Below are 23026 nucleotides of genomic sequence, written 5' to 3' on the forward strand. Positions count from 1 at the left end.
GCGTGTCCAGGACATGGTTCGGAAGGCTCCCCCTGCAACTTTTATCGTCGGCGCGCCCGCCCAGATTGCGCAGGGGTTACCGGAACAGACTGAGCGGACGCTCGGCCTTGCATATTCTCGCGCCCGGTCTGCTCCGAAAGCCCAACCAGAACGAAACGGCCTCGGCATTCAAGCGGCTGGCATGACTATCATGCTCTCGCGACCGGAGCCAGTTTGAACTGCGGCGCAATGAACGGGGTGTGCGTGTCGGCCGGTGGTTGCCCGCCGATCTCTTTCCACCAGCGTTAAATGCCTATTAAGTGCGGGATATTAGGTAAATCATATGGCGGGAAAGGCAGCTGGCAGACTTCCGGGTTTGGATACCCTGCGCGGCATAGCCGCTGCCAGCGTCATGATCTTCCACGCCACTGTCGTCTACGACCACGGATTTGGCGTGGGCAAGGCTTATCTCGCCGTGGATTTCTTCTTCGCTCTTTCGGGCTATGTCATGGCGCGCACCTACGAAACACGCTTTGCCGCTGGCATGAGCTGGAGCGTATTCCTCGACGCTCGTCTGTCCCGGCTGTACCCCGCCATGGTCATCGGTGGCGCTTTCGGCCTCATCCTGCTGCGGCAGACGATGCCGGACATCTGGATCGAGATAGCCATCTTGAACATGCTGATGGTGCCGGTTCTTGCGGGGCAGAATGCGTTTCCGCTCAACATCGCGGCCTGGTCGATCCTGTTTGAACTCATCGCGAATCTGCTGCATCATCTTGTCTTTCGCCGGACGCGCACATCTACGTTGGTCAAGGCGCTCTTCCCGCTGGGCGCCATATTGGCCATGATCGCGCTGCCGCGGGGCATTGATGTGGGGTCGACGCCCAAAACGTTGATGGACGCCCTTCCGCGCGTCTTGTTCAGTTATACCCTCGGTATCGTGCTCTGGCGCTGGTTGGGCGACAAAGCGCCGTTCTGGCTGCCCCAATGGCTGACGTTCGCCGCTCTGCCAGCCTATTTCGCTGGCATCTGGGCGCTGGATGTCGAGAGCGGATGGGCCGACCTCCTTTTCATATTCCTGATCAGCCCGCTGGTGCTCAGCGCGGGCCTGTCCGCTGCGGGCGGACGGTTGGGCGAGTATTTGGGGGCCTTATCCTTTCCGCTCTACGCGATACAGTTCCCCGTGCTTCAGTTGCTGCATCGGTGGGGTTATTCCGTGGCGGCGGGGGTCGCGCTGTGCGTCCTGATAGCAATTGGCGTGACGGCGGCGCTGGCGACGACCAGGCGCCTCGGCGGGTGGTTCGGTCCAAGGCTGGCGACAGCGGCCAAGTAGGACGTGCCCCTGCCACTTCAAGCTGGCGGCGATTCGATTGTCGTCGCTTGCGCTTTCCGGTGCTTTCCCCTAAGGGCGCTCCCAGAATAGGGCGGCGTGCCGTTCGACTCTGACGACTCCAGGACGCCCAGGTGGGGCATCGGATGGACGCTGGCCGGCGAGGTTTCGCCCGCCGGCGGTTTTGTCGTTTGGGGATACGAGTGTTTTCAGCGGGGCATGACGCTCCGGTTTAGAGGTGTTCGATGTTCGATTCGCTAAGCGATCGTCTGGGCGGGGTGTTCGACAAGCTGCGGGGGCGCGGTGCACTCACGGAGGATGACGTCCGCGCCGCGATGCGCGAGGTGCGAGTCGCGCTGCTGGAGGCCGACGTGGCGCTGCCGGTCGTCCGCCAGTTCGTCGACCAGGCGACCGAGCGTGCGGTGGGCAGCGACGTGCTGCGCTCCGTCACGCCGGGCCAGATGGTCGTCAAGATCGTCTCCGACACGCTGACCGAGACGCTGGGTTCCGAAACCAGCGACCTGCTGATCGACGTCACCCCGCCCGCCGTCATCATGATGGTCGGCCTGCAGGGGTCGGGCAAGACGACCTCCACCGCCAAGATCGCCAAGCGCCTGAAGGACAAGGAGCGCAAGAAGGTGCTGATGGCGTCGCTCGACGTCCAGCGCCCCGCCGCGCAGGAACAGCTTGCTGTGCTCGGCACCCAGGCCGATGTGGCAACCCTGCCGATCGTGGCCGGGCAGCAGCCGGTCGACATCGCCCGCCGCGCGCTCCAGTCGGCGAAGCTCCAGGGCTTCGACGTGGTGATGCTCGACACCGCCGGCCGCCTCCATGTCGACCAGGCGCTGATGGACGAGATGAAGGCCGTGGCCGACGTCGCCGATCCGGCGGAGATCCTGCTGGTGGTCGACTCGCTGACCGGCCAGGACGCGGTCAACGTCGCGACCAGCTTCTCGGCGCAGGTGCCGCTGACCGGCGTGGTGCTGACCCGCATGGACGGCGACGCACGGGGCGGCGCGGCGCTCTCGATGCGCGCCGTCACCGGCCGGCCGATCAAGTTCGCCGGCACCGGCGAAAAGCTCGACGCGATCGAGCCCTTCCACCCCGCACGCGTGGCGCAGCGCATCCTGGGCATGGGCGACGTCGTCTCGCTGGTCGAGAAGGCGGCCGAGGCGATCGACGCGGAGGAAGCCGACAAGCTCGCCAAGAAGATGGCGAAGGGCCAGTTCGACATGAACGACCTGCGCGCGCAGCTCAATCAGATGCGCCGCATGGGCGGGCTGGGCGTGCTCGCCGGCATGATCCCCGGCCTCAAGAAGGCCCAGGCGGCGATGGCGAACAGCGGTGCCAACGACAAGACCCTGCTCCACCTCGATGCCATGATCGGCTCGATGACGCCCAAGGAGCGGGAGAAGCCCGCGCTGATCAACGCCAAGCGCAAGATCCGCATCGCCAAGGGTTCCGGCACCACGGTGCAGGACGTCAACCGCCTCCTGAAGATGCACCAGGAGATGGAGACGGCCATGAAGAAGATCCGCAAGATGGGCGGCCTCAAGGGGCTGGCCAAGATGTTCGGCGGTGGCGGGATGGGCGGCCTGGGCGGCGCCGGCGGAGCGGGCGGCCCCGGCGGCGCGCCCGACTTGGGCGGCGGCCTCGGCGGGCTTCCGGGACTGGGCAACATGCCCAACCTGCCGCCCGGCTTTCAGAATTTCATGAAGAAGTGAAGCAACCCCGTCATCCCAGCGAAAGCTGGGATCCCACTTCTTCAAAAGGGGAAGGGAGATCCCAGCTTTCGCTGGGATGACGGAACAGGATCAACGGTTAAGCAAGTTAGTCAGAAAGGTAAGGTCAGGTTTTATGGCAACGTCCATCCGTCTCTCGCGCGGCGGTTCCAAGAAGCGCCCCTATTACAAGATCGTGGTGGCCGACAGCCGCTCGCCCCGCGACGGCGCGTTCATCGAGCGCATCGGCAGCTTCAACCCGCTGCTCGCCAAGGATGACGAGAAGCGCGTCGTGCTGAACGTCGAGCGCGCGAAGCACTGGGTCGAGGTCGGCGCGCAGCCGACCGACCGCGTCGCCCGCTTCCTCGACGCCGCCGGCGTGAAGGAGCGCGCCGCCCGCAACAACCCGCAGAAGGGCGAGCCCGGCAAGAAGGCCAAGGAGCGCGCTGAAGACCGCGCGGCCAAGCTGGCCGAGGCCGAAGAGGCCCGCAAGGCCGCCGAGGAAGCCGCCAAGGCTCCGGCTGAGGCCCCTGCCGAAGAGGCTCCCGCCGAGGAAGCCGCTGCCGAGCAGGCCGAGGGCTGAGCGACTTGACCGACAAGCCCGTCACTCTCGCCGTCATCGTCGGCGCGCATGGAGTGACGGGCGAAGTCCGTCTGAAGCTTTTTGGCGAAGGGGTAGAGAGCCTCAAACGCTATACGGGTTTCACGGTGGCGGGGCGCAGCCTGACTTTGAAGTCGGTGCGTCCCGGCCCCAATGGCGCGGTTGCGCGCTTCGCCGAGATCGGCGACCGCAGCGCCGCCGAAGCGCTGCGCGGCACGGAACTCACCGTCCCGCGATCCGCCCTGCCGCCGCTGGCGGAGGGCGAATATTATCATGCCGACCTCATTGGCCTGCCCTGCACGTCGAGCGAGGGCGAGGCGCTGGGCGCGATCGTCGCGGTCGAGAATTTCGGCGCGGGCGACATCGTCGAGGTCGAGCGCCCGACCGGCAAGCGCTTCATGGCCCCCATGCATGCCGTGACGCTGGAGGACGACCGCGCCGTCATTGACTCGGTCTTCGCGCAATAGTATATACATCCCGTATATACGGGAGCCGCCATGAGCGAGGAGTATAGGGCCAAGGTCTTCAAGTCGGGCAACAGCCTGGCTCTGCGCCTGCCCAAGGCGCTCGGCCTGAAGGAAGGCATGGAGATGACCGTGCGCGAGGAGCATGGCAGGTACATGTTCGAGCCTGCCGACCTTGCCCCGCGCAAGATCGACCTGACCGGGATTGTCGGCTCGATGCCCTGGCTCAAGCCGCTGACGCGGGAAGAACGCGATTTCGACGACAGCCCGCGCGATTGGCATCTGCTGGACGGATCGTCGCCGGACAACGACCGGCCCTGATCGCCAGTGCGCTATCTGCTCGATACCAATTGCTGCATCTACCTGTTCTCCGGCACGCATCGCGGGTTGATCCGCCGCGTGTCGGAGACGTCTCAAGGCGAGATCGCCCTGTCGGCGATTACCTATGCCGAACTGATACTGGGCAGCAATCGGGGGAGGCAGCCGGACCGCGGTGCATTGCAACTACTGGTTGCGCAAATGCCTGTCCTGCCGTTCGATGATGCCGCGGCCGACATGTACGGCAGCCTGCCCATCAAGCGGGGAAGTTTCGACCGGCTCATTGCGGCACACGCCCTGTCGCTCGATCTGACATTCGTGACGCACAATGTCGCCGATTTCGACGATGTCCCGGATTTGAAGGTGGAGGATTGGACGATATGATGCGCCTGGTCGCTATCCTGCTACTGTTCCTTGCAGCCCCCGCCGCCCATGCTGCCGACGAGAAGAAGATCGCCGCTGCCATCCCGGCGATCGACCGCCTCTTTTCCGACTTTCAGGTCGAAAGCCACACCCCCGGCCTGGTCTATGGCATCGTCGCCAATGGACGGCTCGTCCATGTGAAGGGCTTCGGCGTGCAGGATCTGGTCCACAGCCGTCCGGTCACGCCCGACAGCCTGTTCCGCATCGCGTCCATGACCAAGGCGTTCACCGCGCTGTCGATCCTGAAACTGCGGGAAGAGGGCCGGCTTTCGCTCGACGACCTCGCCGAAAAATATGTGCCGGAAATGCGCGGCTGGACCTATCCGACGAAGGACAGCCCGCGCATCCGCATCCGCGACCTGCTGACCCACAGCGCCGGCTTGGTCGACGACAATCCCTGGGGCGACCGCCAGACGCCGCTGCCCGACGCCGACTTCACGAAGATGCTGGCGCAGGGCGTTCCGCTGAGCGCCGCCCCGGCGACCCATTATGAATATTCCAACTTCGGCTATGCCGTGCTCGGCCGGATCATCGCCAACGTCTCGGGCATGCCCTACCGCAGCTATGTCGAGCGCAACCTGCTCGGTCCGCTGGGCATGGCGTCGAGCGGCTATCAGGTGTCCGAATGGCCGGTCGAGCGGCGCGCTATCGGCTATCGCTGGGAGGACGGGCGGTGGAAGGTCGAGCCGACCATGGCCGACGGCGCCTTCGGGGCGATGGGCGGCCTCCAGACCAGCGCCAGCGATTACGCGCGATGGATCGCCTTCCTGCTGTCCGCCTGGCCGCCGCGCGACGATGCGGAGGCTGGGCCGGTGTCCCGCGCCTCGGTCCGCATGCTGGCGGAGGGAAGCAACTTCGTCGCGCTCGCCCAGCGCAACGGCAAGAGCGGTCCCGCCGCATGCCGGCAGGCGGCCGCCTACGGCTTCGCGATGCGCGTGGCGCAGGATTGCGACCTCGGCCTTACCCTGGCGCATGGCGGCGGCTATCCCGGCTATGGCAGCCATGTGATGCTCATGCCGGACTATGGCGTGGGCATCTTCGTCTTCACCAACCGGACCTATAATGGCGGCGCCGGGCCGGCCTGGGACGCGGCCGTCGCGTTGCAACGGGCCGGCGCACTGGTCGCACGGCAGCGGCCGGTGACGCCGCTGCTGGCGGAGGCCTATGCCGCGGCCGGGCGCATCTATGCCGCGGGTGACGTCCTTGCGGCGAAGGAAGCGCTGGCGATGAACTTCCTGATGGATCGCGACGCCGATCATTGGGCGAAGTCCCTCGCCGCGCTCAAGGGGGAGGCGGGTGCCTGCCGCACGGATGGGCCGGTCGAGGCGACCGGCAATCTGTCGGGCCGGTTCACCTGGGATTGCGACAAGGGCAGGGTGGCGGGCACGCTGCTGCTGGCACCCACAAGGACCGCGCAGATACAGGAACTGAAGCTGGAGATGAAGGCGCCCTGATCGGCCGGAACTGGACGCGGAGGCGCGCTTCGCCTAAGCGCGGCCGATGCCGTTCGTCCCGAAAATCCTGCTTGGCGCCTATCTGCTCTTCCTGGTCGCGGCCGGCTGGCGCCTGTTCGGGATCGCATGGTCGCGGCGTATCAAGGTGGCGACCGGCCTGTCGCTCGTCGTTCCGCTGCCGCTGCTCTTCCTGCTGCCGGCGCTGCTGCGTCCGCGCGAACCCTTTGCCGACCTGCTGCTGGCGCTCGGCCTCGCCTTGCTGGTCTGTGGGATGCTCTGCCTCGCCGCCGGCATGGCCATCGCCTGGCTGCGCGCCCGCCGCGCATGACCTTCACCGCCCAGATCCTGACGCTCTATCCGGAGATGTTCCCCGGTCCGCTCGGCCTGTCGCTGGCGGGCCGCGCGCTGGCGGAGGGGAAATGGGCCTGCGACCCCATCCACATCCGCGACTTCGCGACCGACCGGCACCGCACTGTCGACGACACGCCCGCGGGCGGTGGTGCGGGCATGGTGCTGCGCGCCGACATCCTCGGGCTGGCGGTCGATCACGCACTGGAGCGCCGCCCCGACCTCCCGGTCCTTGCCATGACGCCGCGCGGCGCGCCGATCACCCAGGCGCGCGTGAGGGCGCTCGCGGCGGGGCCGGGCGCGACTATCCTGTGCGGCCGGTTCGAGGGATTCGACGAGCGGATCTTCGACGCTCGCCCGATCGAGCCGGTCAGCATGGGCGACATCATCCTGTCGGGCGGCGAAATGGGCGCGCTGATGCTGCTGGACGCTTGCATCCGGCTGCTGCCCGGTGTAATGGGCGCGCCTTCCAGCGGGGATGATGAGAGCTTCGAAAGCGGCCTTCTCGAATATCCGCACTATACCCGGCCCGTAGAATGGGAAGGGCGCACGATCCCCGAAGTGTTGCGATCGGGGGATCATGCGAAGATCGCCGCCTGGCGGAAACAAAGGGCGGAGGCAGATACACGGCTAAGGCGGCCGGACCTTTGGGAACGCCATATCGGCGTTCGGGACCAGCCGCCCTCTGGCGCGCAACGCGAAGACTAGGGACTTTGAGTGCAATGAACCTGATCCAGCAGATCGAGGCCGAGAACATCGCGGCCCTCGCCAGGGACATCCCGGATTTCCGCCCGGGCGATACGCTGCGCGTCGGCGTGAAGGTCGTCGAAGGCGACCGCAGCCGCGTCCAGAACTATGAAGGCGTGTGCATCGCCCGCTCCAACAAGGGCATGGGCAGCAACTTCACCGTTCGCAAGATTTCGTTCGGCGAGGGCGTGGAGCGCGTGTTCCCCCTCTATTCGCCGAACATCGATTCGATCACCGTCGTCCGCCGCGGCGTCGTGCGCCGTGCCAAGCTCTATTATCTGCGTGGCCGCACCGGCAAGCGCGCCCGCATCGCCGAGCGCCGCGACGTCCGCAGCGAGGATTGATCGTTCGGTAAAAACTGTCCTTGACAGTTGTAAAAAAGAGACAGGCGGCGCCCCCTCCGGGTGCCGCCTTTTTCTTTGTGTTTCAATGATATGACATCGTTGTCGATCCTCTTTCGCGATGGCGAGGTGCAGGGATTTGTCGACGCGATTCAAAATCCGTTTGCCCCATGGCGGATTTGTGTCAGCCTTCCGTTTCCAGATGTTACTCGGCAGGGTTCATACTGAAACCGCATGGTTTCGGTGCCGGATATGCATGTGAATTTTCTGGGTGGCACTGTAAAAAAATAACGAGGATGTCGAAAAAGGCCTCTACAAAAGAAATACTAGGGGGCTTTTTCATGAAGTTTCAGGGTTTTATTTCCAAAGGCGCTCTCGCGGCCGCATTGATCTATTCAGTGCCTGCCGTCGCTCAGGACAATGCTCCACAGGCCGCTGATGAAGCGCCCGGTCAGACGATCATCGTCACCGGCACCCGCCGTACCGACCGCACGGTTGCGGAATCCCCGACGCCGATCGACGTCTACAGTGGCGAGGAACTGCAGAAGCAGGGCGTTGCCGACATGAACCAGGTGATCCAGAATCTGGTGCCGTCCTTCTCCGTGGCGCGTTATGCGATCGGCGACGGCTCGTCTTTCGTGCGCCCGCCCAACCTGCGCGGCCTCGCGCCGGACCAGACGCTGGTGCTGGTCAATGGCAAGCGCATGCATCGTTCCGCATTGGTGCAGATTGGCGCCAACGCCCAGTCTGCGGGCGCTCACTCGGCGGACCTTGCGCAGATCCCGGCGATTGCCATCAAGAGCGTGGAAGTCCTGCGCGACGGCGCGTCTGCGCAATATGGATCGGACGCCATCGCGGGCGTCATCAACATGGGCCTTCGCGACGATGCGGACGGGCTTTCCGGCTATGCACGCTATGGCCAATATTATCGTGGCGACGGCGAGGACTATCAGGTCGCGCTGAATGGCGGTTTCAAGCTTGGCGACAGCGGCTTCATCAACATCAGCGGCGAATATGTGAATGCGGGCAAGACCAGCCGCGGCGTCACCCGCCCCGGCGCACTGCAATTGTCGCAGGAACAGCCGAACATCGGCGTGCCCAAGCTGGCGCAGCGCTACGGCAATCCGGAGATGGAATCGTACCGCTTCTTCGTGAACGGCGGTTTCGATCTGGGCGATGACAGCAGCATCTATTTCTTCGGCAACTACGGTCACAGCTTCCAGGAGGAAAGCTTCAACTATCGCCAGTCGGTCAATTCCGCCGACTTCGGCCTGAACGGAATTTTCGCCGACTATTTCACCGATTTCGACAATACGCGGCCCGGCATTCAGACCGGCGCGGCGGGCGGCAATGTCTACGCGCCCAACGGCTATTCCGTGGCGGCACGCGACTATACGCAGGTCTCGACTTGCTCCGACCCCCTCGTCCAGAACTGGAGCTGCGTCTATCCCGGCGGCTTCACGCCGATCTTCTTCGGCAAGATCGACGATATTTCCGGTACCGCGGGTTACAAGGGCACGCTCGGTTTCGGTCTGAACTACGACATTTCCGGCAGCTATGGCCAGTCGACGCTGAAATACACGATGAACGGCACGATGAACCCGTCTCTGGGCATCGCGTCGCCGACCGAATTCTACCTGGGTAAGCTGGAACAGCGCGAAACGCTGTTCAACGCGGACTTCAGCTATCCTTGGGAAGTCGGCTTCGCCAGCCCGATCACGATCGCCTTTGGCGGCCAGTATTTCCGGGAGTCTTATGAGCTTGGCCTTGGCGATCCTGCTTCCTATGCGATCGGGCCGTACACCGGCAATCTGGTCTTCCATCAGGACGGTACCCCGGTCCTGAACCCGGACGGCTCGCAGCTGTCGATCGCGCTGCCCGTCGGCGCCAACGGCTTCCCCGGCTACGGTCCGGCGATCGCGGGCGAAAGCAGCCGCAATTCCAAGGGTCTTTACATCGACATCGAAGGCGACATCACCGAGCAGTTCTCGCTCGGCGTTGCCGGTCGCTACGAGCATCTGTCCGACTTCGGCAACTCGACCACCGGCAAGGTGTCGGCGCGCTATGCCATCGTGCCGGACATCTTCGCGCTTCGTGGCACGGTCGCGACGGGCTTCCGCGCGCCCACGCCCGGCCAGACCAACACCAGCAGCATCGCGACCACCTTCAATCCGGGCAATCCGAACGCGATCGAATTCATGACGCTGCCGGTGGCGAGCCCCGTTGCGCAATATCTGGGTGCGGTTCCGCTCAGCCCCGAAGAATCGGTCAGCTTCTCGGGCGGCGCGGTGTTCACGCCGGCCCCGGGCGCCTCGCTGACGATCGACTATTACAACATCAAGGTGAAGGACCGGATCGGCACCACCGGATCGCGCGTCATCACGGATGACCAGCGTCCGGAACTCCAGGCGCTGGGCCTCGCCAACTATGCGACCGTCAATGAAGTGCAGTTCCTGACAAATGCCTTCGACACCCGCACGCAGGGCATCGACGTCGTCGGCAGCTATCGGTTCACGACCGACAGCATGGGAACCTTCAACACCACCCTGGCCTTCAACTACAACAAGACCAAGGTGATCCGGGTCGGGATCGACCCCGAAACCGACTCGCCGATCATCAGCGACACGCGGATCATGCAGCTGGAAAACACGCTGCCCAAGACGCGTTTGATCCTGACCGAAAACTGGTCTTCCGGCCCGTTCTCGGTACTCGGTCGCATGAACTGGTACGGCAAGTACAAGGTGTTCGACGATGGCGCTGGCCTGAACGGCGCCAGCTACGTGCAGCAGACTTTCGGCAGCGAGTTCGTGTTCGACGTGGAGGCAAGCTATCAGCTCAACGACAGCTTCACGCTGACGGCGGGCGTGCAGAACCTCTTCAGTAACTATCCCGACAAGTTCGACAATCGCGCCGGCGGCCTTGGACCCGTCTATGCGTCGACGGGCGGGCGTTTCACGGGCGACATCTACCCCGACGTTTCGCCCTTCGGCTTCAACGGCGGGTTCTGGTACGCGAAGGTCGGCTTCAAGTTCTGATCCTGTTTCCATCGAAACGGTGCGGCCGGTCCCTGGTGGGGCCGGCCGTTCCCATTGAAGGAAGGCCGCATGCCGCTCAGCCATCGCCTCGCCACCGCTGTCGACGAAGCCGCGCTCTCCGCCGTCATGCTGCTGGCGATCGAGCATCTGCAACGCGATTTCCTGACGCCCGAGCAGGTCAAGGCCAGCCACGGCTTCATGGGCCTCGACAGCCGACTCATCGCCGACGGCACCTATTTCGTGATCGAGGATGCGGGGCAGCTCGCCGGCTGCGGCGGCTGGAGCCGGCGTGCCACGCCCTATGGCGGCAATCATAGCGCCGGGCGGGACGACCGGCTGCTCGACCCGGCCACAGAGGCCGCAAAGGTGCGGGCGATGTACACCCATCCCGATCATGTGCGGAAGGGCGTCGGCACGCTCATCCTCTCGCTCTGCGAGGCGGCGGCGCGCGCCGAAGGCTATGCCGCGCTGGAGCTGTCCGCCACCATGGCCGGGGTGCCGCTCTACCGCAGCTTCGGTTTCGAGGAGGTGCGCCCGTTCCAGGACAGCGGCGTGCCGTTGATCCTGATGCGCAAGGCGATCGGATAGAGCGATTTCCAAGCGATCGGAACCGATCGCTGGTTAAGAAATCGCGGAAAACAAGGAATCCGGAGCGGGTTGCGCTGTCCTACTCGCATCCGCCCATGCTATGCCGGCCCCGCTCTTTCTACGGTGGATATAGGCTTTCCCGCAGGAGGACCGGAGCACCCGTGCGACGGTGTGAACTTCACCACTTCGCAAATCCGGCAGCGCGGATTTCGCAAGACGTTTCGTGGAATTTGGCGCCTGCAACGGTGTGAACTTCGCGGATTCAGGCGTGCCGGCTCGTCCACCACAGCCCCGCAAGGCTGATCGCTGCCGCCGCCGACATGTAGAGGCCGACCAGCGCCACTCCCTGCATGGCGATCAGCCAGGTCGCGACGATCGGCGCCAGCGCGCCGCCGATGATCCCGCCCAGGTTGAAGGAGAAGGACGCGCCGGTATAGCGCAGCTGCACCGGGAATAGGGCGGGCAGATAGGCGCCCAGCGGCCCGTAGACGAATCCCATCAGGAACAGCGCCAGGCTGAGGATCAGGAACAGCGGCAGCAGCGCCCCCGTGCCCATGGCCGGGCCGAAGACCAGCCCCATGGCGACCGTGCCGACGCAGCCCCAGCTCAGCACCCGCGTCGGGCTGGTGCGGTCGGCCCACCAGCCCGCGAGCACGATCGACAGCGCCATGAACAGGATCGCGCCCAGCTGGATGGCGAGGAAGATCTCCCGGTCGATCTTCAGTGCCGTCGTGCCATAGCCGAGCGCGAAGGCGGTCGCGATATAGTAGATCGCAAAGCAGCACACGACCGCGAAGGTGCCGGCGATGGCCGCACCCAGATGCGTCGACAGCAGGGTCGCGAGCGGCACGGCGGGCGGCGGCGCCTCCGCCTTGGCGGCGGCGAATTCGGGCGTCTCGGTGAGCTTCAGCCGGATCCACAGCCCCAGCACGACCAGCACCGCGCTGCCCAGGAAGGGCAGGCGCCAGCCCCAGGCGAAGAAGTCCGCATCGGACAGGACGAGGCCCAGCAGCAGGAACAGCCCGTTGGCGGCGATGAAGCCCACCGGCGCGCCCAGCTGCGGGAACATGCCGAAGCGTGCGCGCCATCCCGGTGGAGCGTTCTCCACCGCCAGCAGCGCCGCGCCGCCCCATTCGCCGCCGAGGCCGAGCCCCTGGCCGAAGCGTAGCAGGCACAGGATCAGCGGCGCCCACCAGCCGATCTGCGCGTAGGTGGGCAGGAAACCGATGGCGAGCGTCGACCCGCCCATCAGCATCAGCGATATGACCAGAGTCGCCTTTCGGCCGATGCGGTCGCCATAATGGCCGAAGATCGCCGCCCCGAGCGGCCGGGCGAGGAAGGCGAGGGCGAGGCTGCCATAGGACGCCATGAGCTGCGCCGTGGGCGAGGAGGAGGGGAAGAAGAGCGCGGGGAAGATCAGGCTGGCGGCCGTCGCATAGATGTAGAAATCGTAGAATTCGACCGCGGTGCCGATCAGGCTCGCCGCCAGCACCCGCTTGTGGCGCCACATCGCGCCGATGCCGTCCGTCTCTGTCACCCTCGTCGTCCCCCAAAATTCGTCATTTCGCCATGATGACGGAATTACATTCTTCGCCTCTGGTTCAACAGCTCATAGGCCATGACGGCGCATGCCACCGCTGCGTTCAGACTGTCGGCCTTGCCCCGCATCGGCATCTTGACCAGCAGGTCGCATTGCGCCTCATAGGATTCCGGCAGGCCCTGCGCCTCATTGCCCACCAGCAGAAAGCTGGGACTTTCGTAGCGCGGTTCCTGGTAATCCTGCGTCGCCTTGAGGCTGGTGCCGATCAGCTGCCCCGGCCCTTGCCGCAGCCAGGCGAGGAATTCGTCCCAGCGCGCCAGAGTGATCGACTGGGTGAATAGCGCGCCCATGCTGGCCCGCACCGACTCCACGGAGAAGGGGTCGACGCAATCGTCGACCAGGATCAGCCCGCCCGCGCCAACCGCGTCGCCGGTCCGCAATATGGTGCCCAGATTGCCGGGATCGCGCAGCGACTGCGCGACGATCCAGATGTCGGCCTTTGTCCGGTCGAGCCGCTCCAGCGGCGTCAGCCGGTCGCGATAGACGCCCACCACTGCCTGCGGATTGTCCTTGCCGGAAATCTTGGAGAGGATGTCGGGCGTCGTTTCGATGACGTCCCCGCCGGCCGCCTCCATCGCCGCGATCAGCTCCACCGCGAGCGGGTGGGACGAGCCGGCATGGAACAGCATCTCCGGCAGCACGCCTTCCTCGCGTGCCTCGGTCAGGATGCGCAGCCCTTCGGCCAGGAACAGGCCCTCGGCCTTGCGGAACTTCTTTTCCCGCAGCGACCGGACGCGCTTCACCAGCGGGTTGGAAAATCCGGTGATCTCGCGCGCCAATTCTGCCTCATGTCCCTCGACGGATGAAGTCGCCTCCATAGAGGCAGGGCTGGCAAAAGGACAGGGGTTGACGATCGTCAGACTATCGCCGCTGCCAGCGATCCCAGCAGCGACGCCAGAAGCGACCATTGCATCCCTCGCTTCGTCCGCCGTGACGGCCATGCCATCGCCAGCGCGACGAACAGCGCGCTAGCGATCCAGAAGATCGCAACGAAGGGGGCGCTGTTGCCGATCAGCAGCCGCGCCAGCAAGGTCAGCGCCAGGGCCAGCGGCACACCCCAGGTCACCGCATCCCAGCCGCTGCGCAAACGGGGCGCATGGACGCCGCGCCGCTCGCGCTTGCCGAGCCAGATCGACACGCCGGTAGCCGTGACGACGCTGAGCGCCAGTCCCAGCAGCACATAGGCGATCTTCACCGGCAGTCCGCCGAAATTACCGAAATGCAGGTTGTAGATGGACGCAGACGCCTGCTGCCCGACCTCGCCATCGGCCAGGCCAGCCGCGCCATGGAACCGCCCCTGCGCGTCGAAGGCGTAATTCTCGCCGTAGATCAGGCGGCGGTCATGCTCGGCGATGACCTGCACATGCTGTCCCGCCGTGCCGGGATCATGCAGGATGACATAGCTGGGCCGGACGCCGGGGAAGCGCACCGCCATATGTCGCAGCGTGGCGGCCACGTCCGGCAGCGGCGCGGGTCGAGCGTCCGGTTTGCCCTCGCCGCCGAAGATGGGGGCATAGGTCGCCTCTATGTCCCCCTTGTAGAATTTCGCGGCCAGGCCGTATCCTCCGACGGTCGCCAGCCCGATCACCGCGCCCGTCAGCGCGATCGCCAGGATGAAGGGTAGCGTCCAGACGCTCAGCCGGTTGTGCCAGTCGGCCAGGCCGATGCCGTTCCTGTCCCGCGCGCGGAGGCGAAAGGCGTCGCGGAAGATGCGAGGATGCGCGATCACGCCCGACAGGGAGAGCGCCACGATCATCACGCCCAGCGCGCCGACGATGGTGATGCCGACCGGTCCCGGCACGCTCAGCGTATAATGCAGCGCCAGCAGGAATTCGGACCAGCCATTTTCTTCCCGCGCGGCGATCCGCCCCGCACCGTCCAGATGCACGGCCTGATGGTCGGTGGTGACGGTCGTGCGCGGCAGGTCGGGAACGGGCAGGTGGACATAGAGATGTGTTGTGCGCGGCTTGCCCTTTTCGGTCGCCAGCACGCGCGCGATCCCCGCCTGCACCGTCTCGGGGGCGATGCGCGCCATCTCCGGCGCGTCAGGCTGCTCGATCCGCTGCCATTCCTGATAAAAGACAACGACCGTGCCGGTGACGCACACGATGTAAAGCAGTGCGCTGACGACCAGGCCGATCGCGGCATGCGCCGACAGCGCCTTCTGCACGGTGTCCTTTTGGATCGCCGCCGTCATGCCTGCGGCCCCAGCCAGAGGATCGCCGCGCTCGCGGCGGCCGGTAGGGCCAGCAGCAGCAACTGCCCGCGCCGCCGCAGCATCAGCAGTAGGAAGGCGAACACGCCCCATAGCGTCGGCAGCAGGAACAGGGCGAGCGCATTGCCGTTCGCCTCGTGCCAGTCGGCGGCGCCGGCACCCGCCCGTGCCGCCAGCGCCACCAGCAGCGCGCTCAGCATCGCGCCGGGGACCGCCAGCAGGAAGGTCAGGACGCGCTGTCCCAGATGCAGCGGCTCGCCCTTGCCGGGCAGCATGTGCGCCCGTCGTTCGGAAGGCCGGCTCCTGCCCGGAGGCGAAGTCAGCGCCGCATGACCCAGCAGGACTGCCGCTGTGCCCATGGCAATGATGGCAACGACAGCAACGCCCCAGGCCCCCGCCGCGACCATGCCGGCACTGATGCCCGCCAGTATCAGCAGCCAGCCCACGGCGTTGAGCCCGGCCGACCGCCGCGCCCGCGCCCAGGACAGGCGCAGCACCAGCACGCCCGCAGCGGCGGCCGCGGCGCCGGTTCCCATCATGACGTCGAATGCAGCCATTGTGGACCCTTCTTTCCTAGAAGCGGTAGCTCACCGTGCCAAACACATTGCGCTCCGCACCGATGAAGCAGTCGCCGCGCGACAGGCAGGCAGCGTAGTATTTCTCGCCCAGCAGGTTGGTCGCATTGACCGAGAAGCGCCAGCTCCGCCAGTTCACCTCCGCCAGCGCGTCGACCAGTGTATAATCCGGCGTGGTGATGATCCCGCCCGACCGGTTCCTGCCCGAATAGCGCACGCCCATGCCCAGCCGCAGGCTGGTCTCCTCATTGGCCTGGATCGTCTTCGTCCCCCAGACCGAGGCATTGTATTTGGGCACATTGTCCAACTGCCGGCCGACCTCGTCCAGTTCGGCCTTGTTGTAGCTGTAATTGGCGATGATCTCGTAATTGCCCGGCAGCATCCGGCTCGCTTCGACCTCGAAGCCCTTGGAGGTGCTGGTTCCGGCCTGAATCTGCTCCAGCGGATTGGCCGGATCGCTGATCAGGCGATTGTCCTCCTTGATGTGATAGCCGGTGACCGTGACCAGCGTGGCGTCGTCGGGATGAAGCTTGATCCCGACCTCATATTGGCGGCCGGTGGTGGGACGGAAGGTGTTGCCGGCGCCATCGCGGCCCGGCAGCGGCTGGAAGGATTCGGTGTAGCTGAAGAAGGGCGACACGCCTCGCACGACTTCCGCGATGATGCCGGCGCGGAATGTCGTGGCGTTCACCGTCTCCGCTGGCTCGCCCGCCGCCTGGGTGCGGACATGGTCCCGCCGCCCGCCGAGCACGATCGACACCCGATCCCAGAACCGGATCTGGTCCTGCACGTAGAAGCCGATCTGGGACTGCTTCGTGTCCTCATGGCTTGCGAACTGGGGATTGGGGATGCCGCCGCCATAGTCCGACAGCGCATCGTAATCGATGTCGTAGATATCGATATATTCCATGCCGGAGCCATTGGTCTTGCGCACCCGGTTCCAGCTGTAATCGACGCCTGCCAGCAGGACATGCTGGATGCCTTCACCTGTGTCGAAGTCGAAGCGGATGTTGTTGTCGGTGGAGAAGACGTTCATCCGCGCATAGCTGCCGTCCGAATAGAGGCCGATCGTGCGCTGCGCCGGATCGGGCAGGGGGCGGTCATCCTCGCCCGGGACGGGCATGCCGGTCTGCGGATTGAGCAGCACATAGGGATTGGTCGGATTGGAATAGCTGTTGGGATAATGGGTGAAATAGGTGAGGTCGCTGTCGATGTAGCGCGCCTTGAGGCTCAGCTTCACATGCTCGCCAAACTGCCGGTCGACGATACCCGTGCCCTGCAGCAGCCGCCCGTCATAACGGTCCCAGCCCGGCTTGCCGATGAAGGTGTCATTGGGCAGGCGACCATTGGGATTGGGATAGAGCGTGCCCACCACCGGCAGGAATTGCGACGTCGATCCGCCGTCATCCTCCTGGTAGAGGCCGATCAGCGTGATGTCGGTCGCCGCGTCGGGCTGGAAGCGCAGTGACGGCGCGATCATCACCCGGTCGTCGGGCACATGATCGACCTGCGTGCCTGAACTCCGCACCCGCGCCACGATCCGCCCCGCAATGTCGTCCGTGATCGGCCCGGTGATGTCGGCCAGCGCCTCCTTGCGGTCGAAGGAGCCATAGCGCAGCGCCATCTCGCCGCCGGCCTCGAACTGCGGTACCTTCGACACCATGTTGACGAGACCACCGATCGACCCGTTGCCGAACAGCACGGACGCGGGGCCACGCACCACCTCGATCTGTGAGAAATTATATGGGTCCGACCGGATGCTCGCATAATAGCTGTAGAGGTCGCGCATGCCGTCGCGGAACTGCAGCGGGTTGATGCCGCGGATGAAGCCGCCGTCGACGCGGCTGTCGGGACCATAGGGATTGGCCTGCACGCCTGCGACATAGTTCAGCGTGTCGCTGATCGACAGCGCCCCCTGCGACAGAAAGACGTCGTCCTTGACGATGGTGATCGGCTGCGGCGTCTCGATCAGCGGTGTGTCTGTCTTGGTGCCCGCGCCGCTCGACTGGCGCGCGGCCGTCACGATGATGCTGTCCCGTTCGGCGACCGCCTCTTCAGGCGTCTGCGCCAGCGCCGGAAAGCCCGCCAGAGCGGTGCATGCCAGCAGGGAGAAGCGTGCGATCGTCATGAAAACCCCTTTGCCTGTGATTCAAACCACGTCCCTGGGGGCGGGAAGTAATAAGAATCATTTTCATTAGCAATCGGGTTTCGGTAGGAAGGATGTGTCGGCGCGAAGGTCGCTCCCGACGGGTAAAGGGCCGGGGTAGGAGCGCGGGAATACAACCGGCCAAAACCGGTCTCGCCTCACTCTTCCCCGAACTTCCCTTCTACCAGCGTCACCAGCTGGCCCAGCGCGTGTTCGGCTTCCGGGCCGGCGGCGCTGATGACGATGGAATCGCCCATCGCCGCGCCCAGCATCATCAGGCCCATGATCGATGTGCCGGTCACCTCGTTGCCGTCCTTGCGCACGGTAATCTGTGCGGGGAGGCCGCTCGCCAGGGTCACGAATTTTGCGCTGGCCCGGGCATGAAGCCCTCGGCGGTTGCTAATCAGGACTTCCCGGCTGACTTCGCTCATGTGGTGCTGCCCAACAGTTCCGATGCTACGCTGATATATTTCTGTCCCGCCTCGCGCGCGGCAGCGACGGCAGCGCGCACGTCCATCACCTTGCGCGCGCTTTCAAGGCGGATCAGCATGGGGAGGTTGATGCCCGCGATCACCTCGATCTCGCCCGCTTTCAGGAGGGAGATGGCCAGATTCGAAGGGGTGCCGCCGAACAGGTCGGTCAGCAGGATCACGCCCGCGCCGTCGTTCACCCGCGCCACCGCCGCCGCAATGTCCGCGCGGCGCAGCTCCATGTCGTCTTCCGGGCCGATGCAGATCGTCTCGATCTGCTGCTGCGGTCCCACCACATGCTCCATGGCGATGACGAACTCAGTCGCCAGCGATCCATGCGTGACAAGTACGAGTCCAATCATCTGCTTCGTCGGCCCATCTGTTTCATGATTGTGCTTTCGGGCCTCCCGATGATCCGCGCTTCTCCAGGGCATCCTGTGGCGCTGATTCCATATTGCGGTGCGAGACCGTGGGCGAAAAGCCCGCGTCTTGCAAGTATCTGGCGACACGCTCGGCCACATGGACGGACCGATGCCGTCCCCCGGTGCAGCCGAAGGCTATGGTGACGTATGTCTTGCCGCTCTCCGCATAGCGCGGCAGCAAGGTGGCGAGCAGCCGCTCGATCTGCCCAACCGCTTCCTCATAGGCGGGGTCTTCGGCGATATAGGCCGCCACCTCGGCGTCCTGTCCGGTCTTGGGACGCAGCGCTTCCTCCCAATGCGGATTGCGCAGGAAGCGCATGTCGAACATCAGGTCGGCGTTGCGCGGCACCCCGCGCGAAAAGCCGAAGGAGAGGATGGTCAGCACCGGATCCGACAACCCGTCCCGCGAAAAGCGATTGCGGATCTCCTGCTGCAGGCCGTTGGTGGTGGTATTGGTCGTGTCGATGACCTGGCTTGCCCAGCGGCGCAGCGGCTCGACCATCTCGCGCTCCCGGGCGATGCCGTCGACCGCGGGCCGGTCGGCCGCCAGCGGGTGGCGGCGGCGTGTCTCGGCAAAGCGGCGTTCCAGTTCGGTCCCGGAGCAGTCGAGGAACAGCGTTTCGATGTCGTGGCCATGCGTCTCGCGCAGCGTCTTGATCCGCTGGACGATGGCGTTGGCGTCGAAGCCGCGCGTGCGCGCGTCGATGCCCAGCGCCAGCGGCCGGTCGTCCGCATCGTCATGGCCGGCTGGCAGCGGCGTGCCAAGCAACCTGTCGAGCAGCACGAGCGGCAGGTTGTCGACCACCTCCCAACCCATGTCCTCCAGCGTCTTGAGCGCGGTCGTCTTGCCGGCGCCCGACAGGCCCGAGACCAGCAGAATGGTCTTGGCGTTGACGCCGCTCATGACTGCCCCAGCGTCTTGAGCGCCAGCTCGATCTTAATCGGGGCGGACGCCTCATGGGGGACAATCCTGACGACCGGTACCTGCATCCCCGCGATCGCGCGGTGGACCTGCTCCAGGGGCATGCGTTCCACTATGTCGGAAAGGTCGGCGACCAGCGCCACTGAGGCCTCGTCGATGTGGGGCATGGCGATGATCCCAAGCCCGCGCACCTCCATCTTGCCGGCGATCGTGGCGGGGCAGGTAGCGACCAGTCGACCGTCGATCCGCTTCACCAGCGTCGTGTCATCGCTGACCAGCACCGCGCCACGATCGATCAGGCGCAGGGCCAGGTCGGACTTGCCGGCCCCGCTCGGCCCGCAAAGCAGTACGGCACGGCCCCCGACGCTGATGGTCGTCGCATGCAAGGTCTCGGATGAAAGTGCCCGCGTCATGTCCCCCGCTTCCTACACCCGCGCCGCCTAGCTTCAAATCGAATAGCGGCGTCCATTCCCGCACCCCCGTCCCGTGCGGGGACGTCGTTATTCGGAGGCGATCCCCGGATCGCGCGCCAGGGCCATGGGCAGGTGGACGATGAAGCGGGCGCCGCGCTGCATGTCCTCGCGGTCGCCGATACTGATCCGGCCCTGATGCCCTTCTATGATGGAGCGGGCGATGGCAAGGCCCAGGCCCGAATGGGTGCCGAACGCCTCGCCTTCCGGCCGGACGCTGTGGAAGCGACGGAAGACATGCTCGCGCTCGCTCTCGGGCACGCCCGGCCCCTCGTCCTCGACGCTCACCATCACCTGGTCGTCGGCCACCGTCGCGATGATCTGCACCAGCCCCCCCTCGGGTGAGAAGGACACGGCGTTGTCGATCAGGTTGTCGAGCACGCGGATCAGCCGCTGCTCCTCTCCCAGCACGACGGCGACGTCCTTGCGCGGCCGGGCGAAGGCCAGCCTGACCCCGCGCGGCACGCCCCGGGCCTCTCGTGCGATCACCATCTTCTCGATAAGCAGGCCCAGGTCGATCGGCTCGAACCGGGTGCGCGACAGCTCGGCGTCGACGCGCGAAGCCTCGGCGATGTCGGTCACCAGCCGGTCGAGCCGCCGCACGTCGTCCTGCGCGATCGCCATCAGCTGCGCGCGCAGGTCCGGCCTTTCCACTCGGTCGAGCGAATCGAGAGCCGAGCGCAGCGACGCGATGGGGTTCTTCAATTCATGGCTCACATCGGCAGCGAAGGCGTCAGTGGCGTCGATCCGCTGGCGCAGTGCATGGCTCATGTCGGACAGCGCGCGTGCCAGCATGCCGATCTCGTCGCGCCGCTCGGGCAGGCGGGGCACCGTGACTTCGCGCGCCCGGCCCAGGCGCACGCGCACGGCGGCGCGCGCCAACCGCCGGATCGGCGAGACGATAGTGCGCGCCAGGAACAGCGACAGCAGCACGGAGGCCAGCACGGCCGCCGCCAGCACGATGCCGAGCCGGAGCCGTTCCGCGCGTACGGTGCGTGTGATGTCCCGCGCATTCTCAGTCGCCAGCAGGGTGGAGCCGTCCTTCACGCCCACGGCGGCGGAGATCATGAAGGTTCGATCCGGCGCGTAGCGGTTGGTCGATTGCGGCTTGCCGGTCTTACGTTCCAGCACGACCTCCGGCCAGGCGGAAGCGCGGTCGATGGCCGGCTCTTCGAAGTCGGGCGGTCGGTCGGCGGACACGACCTTGTCCACCATCTTGTCGAGGAAGCGGGCGACATGGCGGCGCCATTGCTCGTCCTCGGGCGAACGCAGGCGATAGCGGGGGGCGTTCATAGTGAAGCTGTCGGCTATCAACCGCCCGTCGCTTGCATAGCGGCGTACCCGGTCGCCGGTCTGGCGGGCATAGGCCGCGATCAGGGAGTCATGCCGGTCGGCCGGCGCGTTCTCCAGCCCGATCGCGAGCAGCTTCAGCTCGCGCGCCGACTGTGCCAGCCGGTCGTCGACGATGCGCGTGCGATAGCTGTCGAGATAGAAGAATCCGCCCGCCAGCAGGGCGAGCGCGAACACGTTCACCGCCAGGATGCGCGGCGTCAGGCTCAGCCGGCCCGACCAGCGCACCGCCAGCGGCGCGCGATCACTCTTCGGAGAATCGGTAGCCGGCGCCATAGAGCGTATCGATCGCGTTGAATTCAGGGTCGGCCTCGCGAAACTTGCGGCGCAGGCGCTTGATGTGGCTGTCGATCGTGCGGTCGTCGACATAGACGTCGTCCTGATACGCCGCGTCCATCAGTTGGTTGCGGTTCTTGACCACGCCAGGCCGGGCGGCCAGCGTCTCCAGGATCAGGAATTCGGTGACCGTCAGGGTCACGTCCTTGCCGCCCCATTTCACTCGATGGCGCGCCGGGTCCATCTCCAACCGTCCGCGCACGATCGGATCGGCGGCGGGCTCGTCCGGTGCGGCGGTGCGGCTGCTCGCCTCGGCGCGGCGCAGGATGGCGCGGATGCGCGCGATCAGCAGCCGCTGCGAGAAAGGTTTGGAGATATAGTCGTCCGCGCCCATCGCGAGGCCCAGCGCCTCGTCCAGCTCGTCGGCCTTGGAGGTGAGGAAGATGACCGGCATCTGGCTCTTTTCGCGCAGCCGGCGCAGCAGTTCCAGCCCATCCATGCGCGGCATCTTGATGTCGAACACGGCAAGGTCCGCCGGATTATCCAGCAATGCCTTCAGCGCGGCCTCCGCATCGGAATAGATGCGGGTCATGAACCCTTCGGTCTGCAACGCGATGGACACCGATGTCAGGATATTCTTGTCGTCATCCACCAGGGCGATGGTTGCGGTCATGCGTGATCCCAAATGCCGTCGCAGCCGGGTGGCCCGTGAAGCGCCCCGCAGGCTGCACCTGCCCCTCCGTTAGACGAAGGCGCAGCAGACCGCAAGAAAGCCGGGCGCGCGGGGAGGGCCGGGTCCGATTTTCGCTCGTCTCCCCTCGTCTTTGCTTTGGCCCGGGTGCTTCGCCTGCTATTCTCTCCGGATCAAAGCGGAGTCCTTCTCATGAGCATGTTCGACGATCTTCTGGGCAATCTTGGCGGGCTGGAGGCGATCGCTGGCCGCATGGGCATGGAGCCGGAACAGATGCAGGCGCTGATGAACGAGATCAGCGCGAAGATCGGCGCTGGCGACACCAGCGTCTCCGCCCTGGCGGAAACGGCGGCCGAGCACGGCGTTTCGGCGGACAAGCTGCAGGAACTGCTCGGCCAGTTCGGCGGGCCGGAAGCGATCCTGGGAAAGCTCGGCGGCCTGTTCGACCGAGACGGCGACGGCAATCCCCTCAATGAACTGGGCGGACTTGCCAAGGGCCTGTTTGGCTGACGACCTATACCCCATCCGGGGTATGTCGGG

At 65.5% G+C, this 23026-nt stretch carries 24 protein-coding genes; 13 read left to right on the top strand and 11 right to left on the bottom strand.

Going from position 1 to position 23026, the window contains the following annotated elements:
• Positions 1–322: 322 nt before the first annotated feature.
• From M529_RS32385 to M529_RS32440, 12 genes are all read left to right on the top strand, one after another.
• Positions 323–1312, top strand: a complete 990-nt coding sequence (locus M529_RS32385; protein WP_084490974.1) for an acyltransferase family protein — start codon at positions 323–325, stop codon at positions 1310–1312.
• 242 nt (positions 1313–1554) lie between these two features.
• Positions 1555–3033: a signal recognition particle protein gene (ffh, locus tag M529_RS32390; RefSeq protein ID WP_021317417.1), complete on the top strand. Its 1479-nt coding sequence runs from the start codon at positions 1555–1557 to the stop codon at positions 3031–3033.
• Between the two features lie 133 nt (positions 3034–3166).
• Positions 3167–3613 carry a 30S ribosomal protein S16 gene (rpsP, locus tag M529_RS32395; protein ID WP_021317418.1) on the top strand — a complete coding sequence of 149 codons (447 nt, stop codon included), beginning with the start codon at positions 3167–3169 and terminating at the stop codon, positions 3611–3613.
• Positions 3614–3618: 5 nt separating this feature from the next.
• A complete protein-coding gene (gene rimM, locus M529_RS32400; protein ID WP_021317419.1) occupies positions 3619–4098 on the top strand; it encodes a ribosome maturation factor RimM in 480 nt (159 codons plus the stop codon).
• 30 nt (positions 4099–4128) lie between these two features.
• The gene (locus M529_RS32405) at positions 4129–4416 is read left to right on the top strand and encodes an AbrB/MazE/SpoVT family DNA-binding domain-containing protein (RefSeq protein ID WP_021317420.1); all 288 of its coding nucleotides are present in this window, start codon (positions 4129–4131) and stop codon (positions 4414–4416) included.
• 6 nt (positions 4417–4422) lie between these two features.
• Entirely contained in the window at positions 4423–4797 is a 375-nt protein-coding gene (locus M529_RS32410; RefSeq protein ID WP_021317421.1) for a type II toxin-antitoxin system VapC family toxin, read from the top strand.
• Positions 4797–6290 (top strand): serine hydrolase domain-containing protein, encoded by a 1494-nt coding sequence (locus M529_RS32415; RefSeq protein ID WP_408021270.1) that lies wholly within the window; start codon positions 4797–4799, stop codon positions 6288–6290. Before M529_RS32410 ends, M529_RS32415 begins: the two co-directional genes overlap by 1 nt.
• Positions 6291–6336: 46 nt before the next feature.
• Positions 6337–6618: a hypothetical protein gene (locus M529_RS32420; RefSeq protein WP_021317423.1), complete on the top strand. Its 282-nt coding sequence runs from the start codon at positions 6337–6339 to the stop codon at positions 6616–6618.
• Positions 6615–7346 carry a tRNA (guanosine(37)-N1)-methyltransferase TrmD gene (gene trmD, locus M529_RS32425; RefSeq protein WP_021317424.1) on the top strand — a complete coding sequence of 244 codons (732 nt, stop codon included), beginning with the start codon at positions 6615–6617 and terminating at the stop codon, positions 7344–7346. The genes M529_RS32420 and trmD overlap by 4 nt, the downstream gene beginning before the upstream one ends.
• Before the next feature lie 14 nt (positions 7347–7360).
• A complete protein-coding gene (gene rplS, locus M529_RS32430) occupies positions 7361–7729 on the top strand; it encodes a 50S ribosomal protein L19 (RefSeq protein WP_021317425.1) in 369 nt (122 codons plus the stop codon).
• 338 nt (positions 7730–8067) lie between these two features.
• Positions 8068–10761, top strand: coding sequence for a TonB-dependent receptor plug domain-containing protein (locus tag M529_RS32435; RefSeq protein ID WP_021317426.1), 2694 nt, complete (start codon positions 8068–8070; stop codon positions 10759–10761).
• Between the two features lie 69 nt (positions 10762–10830).
• Positions 10831–11349 (top strand): GNAT family N-acetyltransferase, encoded by a 519-nt coding sequence (locus M529_RS32440; RefSeq protein WP_021317427.1) that lies wholly within the window; start codon positions 10831–10833, stop codon positions 11347–11349.
• A 262-nt stretch (positions 11350–11611) separates the two neighbouring features.
• Here M529_RS32440 and M529_RS32445 read toward each other — a convergent pair whose 3' ends face one another.
• The 11 genes from M529_RS32445 to M529_RS32495 all read right to left on the bottom strand — a co-directional run bounded on the left by M529_RS32445 (position 11612) and on the right by M529_RS32495 (position 22468).
• The gene (locus M529_RS32445; RefSeq protein WP_031294773.1) at positions 11612–12859 is read right to left on the bottom strand and encodes an MFS transporter; all 1248 of its coding nucleotides are present in this window, start codon (positions 12857–12859) and stop codon (positions 11612–11614) included.
• Positions 12860–12930: 71 nt separating this feature from the next.
• Complete coding sequence (locus M529_RS32450; protein WP_021317429.1) at positions 12931–13728, bottom strand: TrmH family RNA methyltransferase; 798 nt, start codon at positions 13726–13728, stop codon at positions 12931–12933.
• 77 nt (positions 13729–13805) lie between these two features.
• Positions 13806–15146, bottom strand: a complete 1341-nt coding sequence (locus M529_RS32455) for a PepSY-associated TM helix domain-containing protein (protein ID WP_021317430.1) — start codon at positions 15144–15146, stop codon at positions 13806–13808.
• Positions 15143–15721, bottom strand: a complete 579-nt coding sequence (locus tag M529_RS32460; protein ID WP_021317431.1) for a hypothetical protein — start codon at positions 15719–15721, stop codon at positions 15143–15145. The genes M529_RS32455 and M529_RS32460 overlap by 4 nt, the downstream gene beginning before the upstream one ends.
• Before the next feature lie 16 nt (positions 15722–15737).
• Positions 15738–17867 carry a TonB-dependent siderophore receptor gene (locus M529_RS32465; protein WP_021317432.1) on the bottom strand — a complete coding sequence of 710 codons (2130 nt, stop codon included), beginning with the start codon at positions 17865–17867 and terminating at the stop codon, positions 15738–15740.
• A gap of 176 nt (positions 17868–18043) precedes the next feature.
• The gene (locus M529_RS32470) at positions 18044–18316 is read right to left on the bottom strand and encodes an HPr family phosphocarrier protein (protein ID WP_021317433.1); all 273 of its coding nucleotides are present in this window, start codon (positions 18314–18316) and stop codon (positions 18044–18046) included.
• Entirely contained in the window at positions 18313–18717 is a 405-nt protein-coding gene (locus M529_RS32475) for a PTS sugar transporter subunit IIA (RefSeq protein WP_021317434.1), read from the bottom strand. The genes M529_RS32470 and M529_RS32475 overlap by 4 nt, the downstream gene beginning before the upstream one ends.
• Before the next feature lie 22 nt (positions 18718–18739).
• Positions 18740–19681, bottom strand: a complete 942-nt coding sequence (gene rapZ, locus M529_RS32480) for an RNase adapter RapZ (RefSeq protein WP_021317435.1) — start codon at positions 19679–19681, stop codon at positions 18740–18742.
• The gene (locus tag M529_RS32485; RefSeq protein ID WP_021317436.1) at positions 19678–20112 is read right to left on the bottom strand and encodes an HPr kinase/phosphorylase; all 435 of its coding nucleotides are present in this window, start codon (positions 20110–20112) and stop codon (positions 19678–19680) included. Before M529_RS32485 ends, rapZ begins: the two co-directional genes overlap by 4 nt.
• Positions 20113–20199: 87 nt before the next feature.
• The gene (locus tag M529_RS32490; protein WP_021317437.1) at positions 20200–21795 is read right to left on the bottom strand and encodes a sensor histidine kinase; all 1596 of its coding nucleotides are present in this window, start codon (positions 21793–21795) and stop codon (positions 20200–20202) included.
• Entirely contained in the window at positions 21764–22468 is a 705-nt protein-coding gene (locus tag M529_RS32495; RefSeq protein WP_021317438.1) for a response regulator transcription factor, read from the bottom strand. Before M529_RS32495 ends, M529_RS32490 begins: the two co-directional genes overlap by 32 nt.
• 210 nt (positions 22469–22678) lie before the next feature.
• Here M529_RS32495 and M529_RS32500 point away from each other — a divergent pair, with 210 nt between their 5' ends.
• A complete protein-coding gene (locus M529_RS32500; protein WP_021317439.1) occupies positions 22679–22996 on the top strand; it encodes a hypothetical protein in 318 nt (105 codons plus the stop codon).
• Positions 22997–23026 lie beyond the last annotated feature (30 nt).

Origin of the sequence: Sphingobium ummariense RL-3 (genome assembly GCF_000447205.1) — a bacterium.
Taxonomy (GTDB): Bacteria; Pseudomonadota; Alphaproteobacteria; order Sphingomonadales; family Sphingomonadaceae; genus Sphingobium; species Sphingobium ummariense.